This window comes from Roseateles sp., assembly GCF_046300915.1.
Lineage (GTDB): Bacteria > Pseudomonadota > Gammaproteobacteria > Burkholderiales > Burkholderiaceae_C > Kinneretia.
On record NZ_JBKCLH010000108.1, the window covers coordinates 1 to 13,352 of the forward strand.

General features: G+C 68.6%; 11 protein-coding genes. 5 read left to right on the forward strand and 6 right to left on the reverse strand.

Features of this window, described 5'->3' with window-relative positions; translation table 11 throughout:
- Window positions 1–207: hypothetical protein (locus ACK5F2_RS07990; protein ID WP_409863965.1), on the reverse strand; the 207-nt coding region annotated here is incomplete at its 3' end.
- 43 nt (window positions 208–250) lie between these two features.
- Here ACK5F2_RS07990 and ACK5F2_RS07995 point away from each other — a divergent pair.
- Entirely contained in the window at window positions 251–481 is a 231-nt protein-coding gene (locus ACK5F2_RS07995) for a hypothetical protein (protein WP_409863967.1), read from the forward strand.
- A gap of 97 nt (window positions 482–578) precedes the next feature.
- On the forward strand, window positions 579–2,537 hold the full coding sequence (locus ACK5F2_RS08000) for a C1 family peptidase (protein ID WP_409863968.1): 1,959 nt from the start codon (window positions 579–581) through the stop codon (window positions 2,535–2,537).
- Between the two features lie 18 nt (window positions 2,538–2,555).
- Here ACK5F2_RS08000 and ACK5F2_RS08005 read toward each other — a convergent pair whose 3' ends face one another.
- On the reverse strand, window positions 2,556–3,026 hold the full coding sequence (locus tag ACK5F2_RS08005; RefSeq protein WP_133603879.1) for an Lrp/AsnC family transcriptional regulator: 471 nt from the start codon (window positions 3,024–3,026) through the stop codon (window positions 2,556–2,558).
- 121 nt (window positions 3,027–3,147) lie between these two features.
- Between ACK5F2_RS08005 and ACK5F2_RS08010 the strand changes: the two genes are divergently transcribed.
- Window positions 3,148–6,726, forward strand: a complete 3,579-nt coding sequence (locus ACK5F2_RS08010; protein WP_409863969.1) for an indolepyruvate ferredoxin oxidoreductase family protein — start codon at window positions 3,148–3,150, stop codon at window positions 6,724–6,726.
- 3 nt (window positions 6,727–6,729) lie between these two features.
- Here ACK5F2_RS08010 and ACK5F2_RS08015 read toward each other — a convergent pair whose 3' ends face one another.
- Complete coding sequence (locus tag ACK5F2_RS08015; RefSeq protein ID WP_409863970.1) at window positions 6,730–6,954, reverse strand: hypothetical protein; 225 nt, start codon at window positions 6,952–6,954, stop codon at window positions 6,730–6,732.
- A 257-nt stretch (window positions 6,955–7,211) separates the two neighbouring features.
- On the opposite strand from ACK5F2_RS08015, the gene ACK5F2_RS08020 reads away from it, so the two are divergent.
- Together ACK5F2_RS08020 and ACK5F2_RS08025 are read left to right on the forward strand one after the other, a co-directional pair.
- Window positions 7,212–8,735, forward strand: a complete 1,524-nt coding sequence (locus ACK5F2_RS08020; protein ID WP_409863971.1) for a methyl-accepting chemotaxis protein — start codon at window positions 7,212–7,214, stop codon at window positions 8,733–8,735.
- A 145-nt stretch (window positions 8,736–8,880) separates the two neighbouring features.
- A complete protein-coding gene (locus ACK5F2_RS08025) occupies window positions 8,881–10,275 on the forward strand; it encodes a class II fumarate hydratase (RefSeq protein ID WP_409863972.1) in 1,395 nt (464 codons plus the stop codon).
- Window positions 10,276–10,315: 40 nt separating this feature from the next.
- Here the strand turns inward: ACK5F2_RS08025 and ACK5F2_RS08030 are convergent, their stop codons facing one another.
- The 3 genes from ACK5F2_RS08030 to ACK5F2_RS08040 all read right to left on the reverse strand — a co-directional run bounded on the left by ACK5F2_RS08030 (window position 10,316) and on the right by ACK5F2_RS08040 (window position 13,279).
- Entirely contained in the window at window positions 10,316–11,389 is a 1,074-nt protein-coding gene (locus tag ACK5F2_RS08030; protein WP_409863973.1) for a DUF484 family protein, read from the reverse strand.
- Window positions 11,390–11,409: 20 nt separating this feature from the next.
- Window positions 11,410–12,540: an acyl-CoA dehydrogenase family protein gene (locus ACK5F2_RS08035; RefSeq protein ID WP_409863974.1), complete on the reverse strand. Its 1,131-nt coding sequence runs from the start codon at window positions 12,538–12,540 to the stop codon at window positions 11,410–11,412.
- Between the two features lie 67 nt (window positions 12,541–12,607).
- The gene (locus ACK5F2_RS08040) at window positions 12,608–13,279 is read right to left on the reverse strand and encodes a PEP-CTERM sorting domain-containing protein (RefSeq protein ID WP_409863975.1); all 672 of its coding nucleotides are present in this window, start codon (window positions 13,277–13,279) and stop codon (window positions 12,608–12,610) included.
- Window positions 13,280–13,352 lie beyond the last annotated feature (73 nt).

Here is a 13,352-nt window from a genome sequence, read left to right on the forward strand (position 1 = left end):
GGCCGGGCTGCTCGACGCCACCACCCCGCCACCACGCGCACGCCCCTCCTCGCGCGCCGCCAGGCGCTCGGCCAGATCGGGTTCGTCCTGCTGCTGCACGGGCGCCAGCGCCCGCAGCCGGGCCACGGCCTGCACGGCGCCCAGCTCCCGCACCCGATCCAGCGGCCCGCTGTAGAGCCGCCCCTGCAGTCCATACACGGCAAACATGGGCCGAGCATGGCACAAGCCGCGCCTTGGGCACAATGCGGGCATGCACAGCCAACTGCCCCCGCTTCGTCGCGCCAGCGCCCTGATCGTCTTCCTGCCCCTGCTGGCGTTCAGCCTGTCGGGCTGCGCCGTGGTGAGCGTGGCGGGTGCGGCCGCAGGGGCCGCCATCAGCGTGACGGGCGCCGTGGTCAGCACCGGCGTCAAGGTGGGCGGCAAGGTCATCGAGACCACGATAGACGCGGTCGCCTCCTCACCCGAAAAGCCGGCCGAGTAAAGCCGCCGCGCGATCCAGGACGGCGCCCTCCCCTTTGCTGGGGATGGGCAGCGCCGGGCTGGGCTGGCACGCTGCGCCCCTCACAAGGGGCAATCACATGGCCAGCAAGAGACAAGCAGACACCCGGCCCAGGCGCGTGCTCGATGCACGCCGCGACACCCTGGACTTTCGCGACCGCATGTACCAGCCCAGCCTGGTGGAGGTGCCCACGCGCATCGCCCTGGAGGACTACCAGGCCCATGGCGTGCCCATCCTGGACCAGGGGCAGGAAGGCGCCTGCACCGGCTTCGGCCTGGCCACGGTGGCCAACTACCTGCTGCGCCGCCGCAAGGTGGTGCCCGATGCCACGCCCGTGAGCCCACGCATGCTCTACGACATGGCGCGGCGCTACGACGAATGGCCCGGTGAGGCCTACGCCGGCTCCAGCGCCCGCGGCGCCATGAAGGGCTGGCACAAGCACGGGGTCTGCGCCGAGAGCGCCTGGCCCTACAAGCTCAAGCGCGGAGCCACCGGCGGCCTGACCCAGGCGCGGGTGCAGGACGCGCAGCAGCGCCCGCTGGGCGCCTATTTGCGCGTCAACCACAAGGACCTGGTGGCCATGCACGCGGCCCTGGCCGAGGTGGGCATCCTCTTCGCCACCTCCATGGTGCATGCGGGCTGGGACGAGGTGGGCGAGGACGGCCTGATCAGCCCGCGCGAAACGCCCGAGGGCGGCCACGCCTTCGCCATCGTGGCCTATGACGCCGAGGGCTTCTGGATCCAGAACTCCTGGGGACCGGACTGGGGCCGCCAGGGCTTTGCCCGCATCGCCTATGCCGACTGGCTGCGCCATGCCACCGACGTCTGGGTGGCGCGCCTGGGCGTGCCGGTGCAGCTGGCCGCGCCGGCGCCGGGCGCGGCCGCGAGCGCGCCCAGCGGCCCGGCCAAGAGCAGCTTTGCCGCGCTGCGCCCGCATGTGGTGAGTGTGGGCAATGAGGGCCGGTTGCGCCCCGGTGGCGAGTACGGGCTCAGCGAGGAGGAGCTGGCCACCCTGTTCCGCGAGGACCTGGGCCAGACCCTGGCCGCTTGGCCCAAGAAGCGCGTGCTGCTCTATGCCCACGGCGGTCTGGTCAGCGAGGCCGCGGCCCTGCAGCGCCTGGCCGAGTACCGGCCAGGCCTCTTGGAGGGCGAGGTCTATCCCCTGGCCTTCATCTGGAAGAGCGACTACTGGAGCACGGTCAGCAATATCCTGCAGGACGCCGTGCGCCGCCGCCGCCCCGAGGGCGCCTTTGACGCCGCCAAGGACTTTCTGCTGGACCGCCTGGACGATCTGCTGGAGCCGGTGGCGCGCCAGCTCACCGGCAAGGCTGCCTGGGACGAGATGAAGGAGAACGCCCTGGCCGCCTCACGCCAGGGCGGTGCGGCCTGGCGGGTGGTGCGCCATCTGGCCGAGCTCGCCGAGCTGGCCCAGGCCGAGAAGGGCCTGGAGATCCATCTGGTGGCGCACAGCGCCGGGTCCATCCTGCTGGCCCCGGTGGTGGGCCTGCTGAACGCGGCCGGGCTCAAGATCCGCAGCTGCACGCTCTGGGCCCCGGCCTGCAGCACCGAGCTCTTCAAGCGCGAGTACCTGCCGGCGCTGAAAAAAGGCGGCATCGAGGACCTGGCCGTCTATGCCCTGGACGACGCCACCGAGCAGGACGACCACTGCGCCCAGCTCTACAACAAGTCCCTGCTCTACCTGGTGTCCCACGCCTTCGAGGCGCGCCAGCGCATTCCCGGGCTGCAGGCCGGCACGCCCCTGCTGGGCCTGCAGCACTGCATCGAGGCCGATGCGGAGCTGGCCGCGCTCTTTGGCAAGGGGGGACGCGCGCGCCTGGTGCTGGCGCCGGACAAGGGCCGCGCCCCGCTCAGCAGCGCCCGCCACCACGGCGACTTTGACGACGACCCCGACACCGTGCGCTCCACCTTTGCCCGCATCCTGGATGCCAAGCCGGCGCAGCTGGGCGCCATCAGCTTTGGCCGCTCGGCCAGCTCGCTGCGCGAGCAGCGTCGGCAGCTGGAGCTCAAGAGCCGCTGATCGAGGGCGGCCCCGCCCTCAGGGCACGGGCAGGGCCGTCTCGTACTTGACCTCGCGCAGCACCACATTGCTGCGCACGCTGGCCACGCCGGCCACCTTGAAGACCTTGCTCTGCAGGAACTGGTCATAGGCCTTCATGTCGGGCGCCACCACCTTGACCACATAGTCGGCCTCGCCGGTGATGGCCTGGCACTCGATGATCTCGGGGCTGCCGGCCACCATGGCCTCAAAGGCCTCCACCGCCCCCTCGCTGTGCCGCACCAGGCTCACATTGGCCAGCACGCAGATGGACAGGCCCAGCTTCTCGCGGTCGGCCAGCGCCACATGGCGGCGGATCACGCCGCTGTCCTCCAGCTCCTTGATGCGGCGCCACACCGGCGTGGCCGACAGGCCCACCTTCTCGGCCAGGGCCTGGTTGCTCAGACGGCTGTCGGCCTGCAGGGCCTCCAGAATCATGCGCGTCGCCCGGTCGAAATGTTCATTTCCCATAAAAGCCTCCAGCGAGTTGAATTATCTCGCGCGAGCCCTTGACTGCGTCGATCAGAGTAAGAAACTCCGGACTGCCTGAAGAAAAATCTCCCGCTTGTCCAGCCAGAGCCAGGAGACCGCGATGACCCAGCCCACCACCCCGCCGCGGGATGTCGCCCTGCGCGACTACAAGCTGTCGGACAACCTCGGCGCCCACCAGGGCCAGGTCTTTCTGACCGGCACCCAGGCCCTGGTGCGCCTGCTGCTGGCGCAAAAGGCCCTGGACGAGCGCGCTGGCCTCAAGACCGCGGGCTTTGTCTCCGGCTACCGCGGCTCGCCCCTGGGCATGGTGGACCAGCAGCTCTGGAAGGCCAAGAAGTTCCTGGACGCCGCGCAGATCAACTTCCTGCCCGCGATCAACGAGGACCTGGCCGCCACCGCCTGCCTGGGCGTGCAGCGCGTGGCCCTGGACCCCAAGCGCACGGTGGATGGCGTGTTTGCCATGTGGTACGGCAAGGGCCCCGGCGTGGACCGCTCGGGCGACGCGCTCAAGCATGGCAATGTGTATGGCACGGCGCCGCAGGGCGGCGTGCTGGTGGTCTGCGGCGACGACCACGGCTGCGTGTCCTCCAGCACCCCGCACCAGAGCGATCTGGCCCTGCAGGCCTGGAGCATGCCCATCGTGCACCCGGCCAATGTGGCCGAGTACATGGAGTTCGGGCTCTACGGCTGGGCGCTCTCGCGCTTCTCCGGCACCTGGGTGGGCTTCAAGGCCATCTCCGAGGTGGTGGAGTCCGGCATGACCGTGGATCTGGACAGCGTGCCGCTGGACTTTGAACTGCCGGTGGACCACACCCCAGCGACCAATCTGCACATCCGAGCGGTGGACCTGCCCTCGCTGGAGCTGGAATCGCGCCTGGCCCACAAGCTGGAGGCGGTGCTGGCCTTCGCCAAGCTCAACAGCATCGACAAGCACATCGTCACGAGCCCGCGCGCCACCCTGGGCATCGTCACCGTGGGCAAGGCGCATTACGACTTCATGGAGGTGCTGCGCCGCCTGGACCTGGACCCCAATGCCCTGGCCGCGGCCGGCGTGCGGGTCTACAAGGTGGGCCTGGTCTACCCGCTGGAGCCCACGCGCATCCGCGAGTTCGCACAAGGGCTGACGGACATGCTGGTCATCGAGGAGAAGGCTCCGGTGGTCGAGCGCCAGATCAAGGAGCTGCTCTACCACCTGCCCGATGCCCAGCGCCCGCGCGTGGTGGGCAAGAGCGATGAGCAAGGCGCGGCCGTGCTCTCGTCCCTGGGCGAGCTGCGGCCCAGCCGCATCATGCCCACGGTGGCCGACTGGCTGGCGCGCCTGAACCCGGCCCTGGACCGCCGCCACCTGGTGGTGGACTTCCTCACGCCCTGCCTGCTCTCCAACGCCGCCGACGGCGTGCGCCGCCAGCCCTACTTCTGCTCGGGCTGCCCGCACAACACCTCCACCAAGTTGCCCGAGGGCTCGCGCGCGCTGGCCGGCATCGGCTGCCACTTCATGGCCAGCTGGATGGAGCGCGGCACCTCAGGGCTGATCCAGATGGGCGCCGAGGGTGTGGACTGGGCCGCGCACAGCCGCTTCACCACCGAGAAGCATGTGTTCCAGAACCTGGGTGATGGCACCTACTATCACTCGGGCTATCTGGCCATCCGCCAAGCCATCGCGGCGCGCGCCAACATCACCTACAAGATCCTCTACAACGACGCGGTGGCCATGACCGGCGGCCAGCCCGTGGACGGCCAGACCAGCGTGCCCCAGATCGCGCGCCAGGTGGAGGCCGAGGGCGTGAAGCGCCTGGTGGTGGTCAGCGACGACATCGCCAAATACGAGGGCCACCACGGCCTCTTCCCGCCGGGCACCAGCTTCCACGACCGCAGCAAGCTCGACGCCGTGCAGCGCGAGCTGCGGGAGATCGAGGGCGTCACGGTGCTGATCTACGACCAGACCTGCGCCGCCGAGAAGCGCCGCCGCCGCAAGAAAAAGGAATTCCCGGACCCGCCGCGCCGCCTCTTCATCAACGAGGCGGTGTGCGAGGGCTGTGGCGACTGCGGCCAGGCCTCGAACTGCCTCTCCGTCGTGCCGGTGGAAACCGACTTTGGCCGCAAGCGCGCCATCGAGCAGAGCAGCTGCAACAAGGACTTCAGCTGCGTCAATGGCTTTTGCCCCAGCTTTGTCTCGGTGCATGGCGCCCAGCTGAAGAAGAAGGTGGGCGCGGGATACACCGCGCAAGACCTGGCCCGCGAGCTGGCCGCCATCGCGGCGCCGGCCGCCTGGAACTGGACCGGCCCCTTCGACCTGCTGGTCACCGGCGTGGGCGGTACCGGCGTGGTGACCGTGGGCGCGCTTGTCAGCATGGCGGCGCATCTGGAAGGCAAGCAGGCCTCGGTGCTGGACTTCATGGGCTTTGCCCAGAAGGGCGGCTCGGTGCTGAGCTTCGTGCGCCTGGCTCCCACGCAGGACCTCTTGAACCAGGTGCGCATCGACACCCAGCAGGCCGATGTGCTGCTGGCCTGCGATATGGTGGTGGGCGCCAGCCCCGATGCCCTGGGCACGGTCAAGGCCGGCCGCACCGTGATCCTGGCCAACACCCATGAGCTGCCCACCGCCGCCTTTGTGCGCAACCCCGATGCCAGCCTGCAGGCCAACTCTCTGCTGGCCAAGATGCTGCATGCGGTCGGCAACGACAGCGCCCTGCTCTCCAGCATCGACGCCCAGGCCATTGCCCAGCAGCTGATGGGCGACACCATGCCCAGCAACATCATCATGCTGGGCGCCTGCTGGCAGCGCGGCCTGATTCCTCTGAGCGAGGCCGCCCTGATGCGCGCCTTCGAGCTCAATGGGGTGGCCGTGGAGGGCAACAAGACCGCCTTCGCCCTGGGCCGCCTGGCCATCGCCGCGCCCGAGGCGCTCAAGCGCCTGGCCGGCCGCGACAACTCAACCCAGCCCGTGCAGCTGCTGCTGGGCCAGGACCAGCTGGATGGCCCCGAGGGCCTGATCGCGCGCCGCATGCAGCACCTGACCGACTACCAGGACGCCGCCTACGCGCAGCGCTACCGGGCCCTGGTGGACCAGGTGCGCGCCGCCGAGGCGCGGCTGGGTGATGCAGGCAAGGCCGAGCGCCTCACCAAGGCCGTGGCCCGCTACTACGCCAAGCTGCTGGCCATCAAGGACGAGTGGGAGGTGGCGCGCCTTTACACCGACGGCCGCTGGGAGGCCGCGCTCAAGGAGCAGTTCGAGGGCTGGGAGCGCATCAGCTTCCATATGGCCCCGCCCCTGCTGTCCAAGCCCGATGCGAACGGCCACGCCAAGAAGATCGAGTTGGGCAGCTGGACCTTCAAGGCCCTCAAGACCCTGGCCCGCTTCAAGCGCCTGCGCGGCACGGCGCTCGATGTCTTCGGCAAGACCGAGGAGCGCCGCATGGAGCGCCAGCTGATTGCGGACTACGAGGCCCTGATCGCCGAGCTGCTGCAGCAGCTGAGCGCCGAGAAGCTGGACCTGGCCGTGCAGCTGGCCCGACTGCCGGAGAAGATCCGCGGCTACGGCCATGTAAAGCTGGCCAATGTGGTGACGGTGCGGGCCCAGTGGAAGGACCTGCTGGACCGCTTCCATGGCCGGGCCAGCGCCGGCCCGGTCGTGGCCGAAGCTCAGCCCATCCGCATCAAGGGCGTGGCCGAGCTGTGAAGCTCAGCTGAGGCGGAGAAAGCTCAGCCGGTCGATCAGGGTCTGCCCGTTCTGGGACGACTCATGCAGCTGCAGGATCTGCAGCCGCCCTCGGGCGGCCAGCCCCTGCAGCTCGCGCGCCGCCTGGTCGTAGACCAGGGGCTGCTCCAGCGCACTGCCGCTACGCGGCAACTCCACTTCGGTGCCGAATTCCGACTCCAGGAAGAAGGTCATCGCAATCGTGCCCATCACTGCCTCGCTTCAAAGCCCGGGCCACCGTCGCGACAGCCACCGGATGCTCATCATGCACCACCTCCCGTGACAGAGGCTTGATCCTGCCCAATTCGGGGCTTCGATGGCGGGACGCAAGGTATCGAACTGGTTCTTGTGAACTACGTCACATTGACATCAGACCGTCATCTGAATACGGTGGACTGGGGAAAGCTCGTAACGAAAAATCTCATTCCGGCATCCAGCCGCCTCCTTTCCATTCACAGGTTGTACGAATGAAGCTGAGCAGGAAACTCCCCCTGGCCATCGCCCTGACCCTGGTGCTGACCCTGGCCGCCGGATTCTTTGGACTCTGGACGGCCAGACAGGCCCTGCAGGTCTTCAACACCGAGGTGCTCAGCCATATGGCCGCCGAGCGCGCGGCCGCCGAGCTGGAGAGCCACTTCAAGACCCAGGTCCAGGAGTGGAAGAACGTGCTGCTGCGCGGCTCGGACACCGCGCTGTTCAACAAGCACTGGCAGGCCTTCCAGGCCGAGGAATCCGCGGTGCAAAGCAAGGTCCAGGCCCTGATGCCGCGGCTCACACCCGAGCAAGGCGCGCTGGCACAGCAGTTCCAGCTGAGCCACCGCAAGATGGGCGAGGCGTATAGACAGGGCCTGGAAAAGTTCCAGGACAACGGCCTGGACCCGTCCATCGGCGATATGGTGGTGCGCGGGCTCGACCGGGAGCCGGCCCAGAATCTCCGTAAGCTGACCGCGCTGATTGCCGAGCACAGCCAGGCGGTGGCGCAGCAGGCCTATGCCTCCGGCCATCAGGCCACCCTGCTGAGTCTCGGCCTGATGCTGCTGGCCAGCGCCCTGGGCGTCGCCATCGGCGTGTTCATCACCCGCTCGGTCATCGGCCCCTTGCGCAGTGCCGCCGACCTGGCTTCGGCTGTCGCCCTGGGTAATCTCAGCACGCCCGTGCCCGGCGCAGGGCGCGATGAACTGGGCCAGCTGCTCCAAGCCCTGGGCACCATGCAGCAGCAGCTGCGAGCCCTGGTGAGTGATGTGCGCCACAACGCCGAGCCGGTGGCCGCCGCCAGCGCTGAGATCGCGGCCGGTAATAGCGACCTGGCCGCGCGCACGGAGCAACAAGCCTCGGCCCTGCAGGGCACGGCCTCCTCCATGGATCAGCTCGATGGCACCGTGCGCAAGAACGCCGAGGGCGCCGGCCAGGCCGAGCAGCTGGCGCAGAAGGCCAGCGGTGTGGCCCTGGCCGGCGGCCAGGCCATTGCCACCGTGGTGCAGACCATGCAGAGCATCCACGGTGCCTCGGAGCGGGTGGTGAGCATCATCGAGGTCATCGACAACATCGCCTTCCAGACCAATATCCTGGCGCTGAATGCCGCGGTGGAGGCGGCTCGTGCCGGCGAGCAGGGACGCGGCTTCGCCGTGGTGGCCGGCGAGGTGCGTACGCTGGCGCAGCGCAGTGCCCAGGCCGCCCGTGAGATTCGCAGCTTGATTCTTGGCAGCAACGAGAACGTGCAGCGCGGGTCCCAGGAAGTGCAAGCCGCCGGCCAGACCATGCGGCAGGTGGAGCAGGCCATCGGCGATGTCTCGGGCCTGATCCAGGAGATCAGCCGCGCCAGCCTGGCACAGAGCCAGAGCGTGTCCGGCCTCAATGCCGCGGTGCTGCGCATCGAGGAAGGCACGCAGCAGAACGCGGCCCTGGTGGAGCAGACCAGCGCAGCGGCGGAGAGCTTGCGGCGTCAGGCCCAGCAGCTGGTTCAGCTGGTGGACCGCTTCCGGCTCGCCTGAAAGAAGCCGCCGCGCCGGCCCTGGCGCCGGCAGCCATGCGGCCGCCGATGCACCTGGGTGGCGCGTCTTGCGTCACCCGCCTCAAACTGCCAGCATGGACAGCCCGCCAAGTCAGCGGCATTCGCCCCCTTCAGGAGAGCCGTCCATGAACCCCACCCGTATCGAGCGCGACAGCATGGGCGAGATGCAGCTTCCTGCCCATGCCCTCTACGGCGCCCAGACCCAGCGCGCGGTGGAGAACTTCCAGATCAGCGGCCCCCTGCCGGCGCGTTTCATCGCCGCCCTGCTGCGCCAGAAGCAGGCCGCGGCCCGCGCCAATGCTGCCCTGGACCTGCTGCCCGTGGCCATGGCCCGCGCCATCGAGGAGGCGGCCACCGAGCTGCTGGCCCAGCCCGACTTCATGCAGCATTTCCCGGTGGATGTGTTCCAGACCGGCTCGGGCACCAGCAGCAATATGAACGCCAACGAGGTGCTGGCCACCTTGGCCACGCGCCGCCTGCGCGCCCAGGGCGGGGAGCCCGTCGCCGTCAGTGCCAACGACCATGTGAATATGGGCCAGAGCAGCAATGACGCCATTCCCTCGGCCCTGCACATCGCCGCCGCCCTGGCCCTGCACAAGGAGCTGCTGCCGGCCCTGCGCGGCTTGGTCGCGACCATAGGCGCCAAGAGCGCCAGCGACGGCCACCATGTGAAGACCGGCCGCACCCATCTGATGGACGCCATGCCGGTGCGCCTGGGCCAGGTGCTGGGCGGCTGGGCCGCTCAGATCGAAGCCCAGATCGAGGGCCTGCAGACGCTTCAGCCGCGCATCCAGGCCCTGGCCCAGGGCGGCACCGCGGTGGGCACGGGCATCAACGCGCACCCGGACTTCGCCCGGCGCTTTGCCCAGGAGATCAGCGCCCTCACCGGCCTGACCTTCCGGCCCGCGCCCGACTTCTTCGCCGCCATGGGCTCGCAGGACGCGGCCGTAGCGCTCTCGGGCGCGCTCAAGGCCCTGGCCGTGAGCCTGATGAAGATCGCCAACGATCTGCGCTGGATGAACTCCGGCCCCCTGGCCGGCCTGGCCGAGATCGAGCTGGAGCCCCTGCAGCCCGGCTCCAGCATCATGCCGGGCAAGGTGAACCCGGTGATCCCGGAGGCCGTGGCCATGATCGCGGCCCAGGTGATCGGGCATGACGCCGCCATCACCATCGCCGGCCAGAGCGGCAATTTCGAGCTCAATGTCATGCTGCCCCTGGTGGCCCACAACCTGCTGGACAGCCTGCATCTGCTCACGCGCGCCAGCGAGCTGCTGGGCGAGCGCGCGATTGCCAGCTTCAAGGTCAAGGAGGCCGCGCTGAACCAGGCCCTGGCGCGCAACCCCATCCTGGTCACGGCGCTGAACCCGGTGATTGGCTACGCCAGGGCCGCGGAAATTGCCAAGACCGCCTACCGTGAGGGCCGCCCCATCATCGAGGTGGCCGCCGAGATGAGCGGCCTGCCGCGCGAGCAGCTGCGGCAGCTGCTGGACCCTGCCCGCCTGACCCGGGGCGGTCTCTGAACGCGGCGTCGGGGCCTGGCGCCGGCCATGCTCGCGGGGCTCAGACCTCGCTGACCACCCGGTTGCGCCCCTCATGCTTGGCGCGATAGAGCGCCCGGTCGGCCGCGGCCAGCAGGCCCTGGGCCAGCTGGGCGGGCTCGCGCCCGGCGATGTCCTGCCCCAGCAGGGACAGGCCGATGGAAATGGTCACCGCCACCGAGGCGGCGCCAGCCTCCACCGCCTGAGCCGCGATGCGCCCGCGTATGCGCTCGGCAATTTCGCGCGCCTGCTGCAGGCCGGCCTGGGGCAGCAGGGCCACGAATTCCTCGCCGCCCCAGCGGGCGATGGTGTCCCCGGCCCGCAGCTGGCCCTGGATGCTCTGACCCACGGTGCGCAGCACCATATCGCCCGTGGCATGGCCGTGGCGATCGTTGATGGCCTTGAAGCCGTCGATATCCAGGAACAGGCAGGCCAGGGCATGGCGATGGCGCCGGGCCTGGGCGATCTCCACCAGGCAGCGATGCTCGAAATAGCGGCGGTTGTGCACGCCCGTCAGCGCGTCGGTGAGCCCGGCCAGCTTGAGCCGCTCCTGGTTGAGCGCGCTCTCCAGGCACACGCTCAGGATGCCGGCCAGGCGCTGCAGCAACTGGGTGCCGGCGTCCGGGGTGTATCGAAGCGCGTCCAGGCTCCCAAAGTGCAGGCTGGCAATCAGCCGCCCGTGACGGCGTATGGGTAGCAGGGCCACCGAAGCCATGACTTGAGCAAAGAGCTCGCCGTGGCGCGCCGGCTTGAAAGCCCCCAGCTGAGGCAAATCGGTCTCGCCATGCAGACGCTGCAGCGCGGCCGCGTCGGGCAGCAGGCGCAGACCTGCAGGCTGAGCGGCACCCAAGAGCCGCGCCAGCTCCTGCTCGCCGTCCACCAAGGCCAGGCTCACCTCGTCCAGGGCAAAGACCTGCCGGTAGTCCTGCAGCAACACCTGCAGCAACTCCTGCAAGGAAGCCGCGCCGATCAGGCGATGCTCCAGCCGCTCGAAGCGGCGCATCTTTTCCTCATTGGCCCGAGCCTCCTGCAGCAGCGCCTGAAGCTGCTGGCGCAGGTGCTGGTTCTCGGCCTCGAGGGGGGCTGCGTCGTCCATGCGCGCAGCTTAGCCCAAGCTCATGACAGGGCGCGACCGATCAGGATCTTCTGCACCTCGGAAGTACCCTCATAGATCTGGGTCACGCGCACGTCACGGTAGATGCGCTCCACCGGGAAGTCGCTCACATAGCCATAGCCGCCATGGATCTGGATGGCGGCGGAGCAGACCTTCTCGGCCATCTCGCTGGCAAAGAGCTTGGCCATGGCCGCTTCCTTAAGGCAGGGCTGACCCGCGTCCTTGAGTGCGGCGGCATGCCAGATCAGCTGGCGTGCGGCCTCGATCTGCGTGGCCATCTCGGCCAGCTTGAACTGGATGGCCTGGTGTTGAAAGATCGGCTGGCCGAAGCTGCTGCGGTCCTTGCTGTAGCGCAGCGCGGCTTCAAACGCCGCGCGCGCCATGCCCACCGATTGCGAGGCGATGCCGATGCGGCCACCCTCCAGGCCCGAGAGCGCGATCTTCAGGCCCTGGCCCTCCTCGCCCAGGCGGTTGGCGGCCGGCACGCGGCAGTTCTCGAAATTGATCTGCGCCGTGTCGCTGGCATGCTGGCCCATCTTGTCCTCGACGCGGGCCACCACATAGCCCGGCGTGTTGGTGGGCACCAGGAAGGCGCTGATGCCCTTCTTGCCCGCGGCCTTGTCGGTGACGGCCATCACGATGGCCACATCGCCGTTCTTGCCGCTGGTGATGAACTGCTTCACGCCGTTGAGCACGTACTCATCGCCCTCGCGCACGGCCGTGGTCTTGAGCCCGCCGGCCTCCGAGCCCACATGCGGCTCGGTCAGGCAGAAGGCACCCAGCATCTCCCCGCGCGCCAGGGGCTTGAGGAAGCGCTGCTTCTGATCCTCGTTGCCAAAGGCCATCAGGATGGAGCAGACGGGGCAGTTGTTGACGCTGACCACGGTGGAGGTGGCGCCGTCACCGGCCGCGATCTCTTCCAGGATCAGGGCCAGGGCCAGATAGTCCAGGCCCGCGCCGTCGTACTCGGTGGGCACGGCCACGCCGTAGCAGCCCAGCTCGGCCAGGCCCTTGAGCTCGGCGGCAGGGAAGTGGTGGCTCTTGTCCCACTCAGCCGCCTTGGGCGCGATCTGGTCTTGGACGTAGGAACGGATCGCGTCCTGGATGGCGCGGTGGTCTTCACTGAGCAGCATGGGTCGGCTACGGCGAGTTTCGTCGCCGCGATTGTGCCAGTCAGCCCTTCCCAGGCGCCCATGCCGATCAGGCCTGCTTGCGGCGGCGGGCCAGCGTCATGCCGGCCAGGGCCAAGCCCACCAGGGCCAGCGAGGCCGGCTCGGGCACCTGATTGCGCTGGCTCAAGCTCACATCGTTCAGGGCAAAGAAGTCGGAGTTGGTGTCGCGGCCACCGGCGCCAAAGCCATAGCCGATCCAGCGCATGGAGTAGCTGCCTGCGGCCAGGCCGCTGCTCAGCGTGATGTGCTCGGTCGCGCTGGTGGTGGCGGAGGAGGCCGTCAAGTCGGCAGCCAGATCGGTCCAGCCGCTGCCGCTGTTGATCTGCACCGCGTACTTGTAGCTGGGCCTGGTGTTGCCGAAGTTGTGGTTGTGGTAGTGGGTGAAGGACAGGGTCAGGTCATTCAGCGAGTTCGCCAGCGTGAAGCTCAGCGAGAGCGTGTTGCTGTTGCTGCCGAAAAACTGCGTCCCCACGACATTTCCATAGGGGGCACCCCAGTTCCACACGCCCGCGTTGGCCGTGCTGAAGTTGGCGTTGCTCACGCCCGCTGCGGCCGTCGATGCGGCGATGCCGCCGGGCTGGCCGGGCGCCGCGTTGTCAAAGCTCCAACCCACGACCACACCGGCCTGGGCGCTTGCTGCCAGAGCCAGGGCCACTGCGCCGAAGCTCACTTTGGAAATCAGATTGTTGGTTTGCGTCATTTGTCTTGTCCGTCCGAGCGATGAATGAATGGATGCATAAATGAATGAATCCACCGTTCTCTCAATCCATGAA

Coding starts and splice junctions, on each gene's coding strand:
- ACK5F2_RS07995 (WP_409863967.1), top strand. CDS start 251: ATGCACAGCCAACTGCCCCCGCTTCGTCGCGCCAGCGCCCTGATCGTC.
- ACK5F2_RS08000 (WP_409863968.1), top strand. CDS start 579: ATGGCCAGCAAGAGACAAGCAGACACCCGGCCCAGGCGCGTGCTCGAT.
- ACK5F2_RS08005 (WP_133603879.1), bottom strand. CDS start 3,026: ATGGGAAATGAACATTTCGACCGGGCGACGCGCATGATTCTGGAGGCC.
- ACK5F2_RS08010 (WP_409863969.1), top strand. CDS start 3,148: ATGACCCAGCCCACCACCCCGCCGCGGGATGTCGCCCTGCGCGACTAC.
- ACK5F2_RS08015 (WP_409863970.1), bottom strand. CDS start 6,954: ATGGGCACGATTGCGATGACCTTCTTCCTGGAGTCGGAATTCGGCACC.
- ACK5F2_RS08020 (WP_409863971.1), top strand. CDS start 7,212: ATGAAGCTGAGCAGGAAACTCCCCCTGGCCATCGCCCTGACCCTGGTG.
- ACK5F2_RS08025 (WP_409863972.1), top strand. CDS start 8,881: ATGAACCCCACCCGTATCGAGCGCGACAGCATGGGCGAGATGCAGCTT.
- ACK5F2_RS08030 (WP_409863973.1), bottom strand. CDS start 11,389: ATGGACGACGCAGCCCCCCTCGAGGCCGAGAACCAGCACCTGCGCCAG.
- ACK5F2_RS08035 (WP_409863974.1), bottom strand. CDS start 12,540: ATGCTGCTCAGTGAAGACCACCGCGCCATCCAGGACGCGATCCGTTCC.
- ACK5F2_RS08040 (WP_409863975.1), bottom strand. CDS start 13,279: ATGACGCAAACCAACAATCTGATTTCCAAAGTGAGCTTCGGCGCAGTG.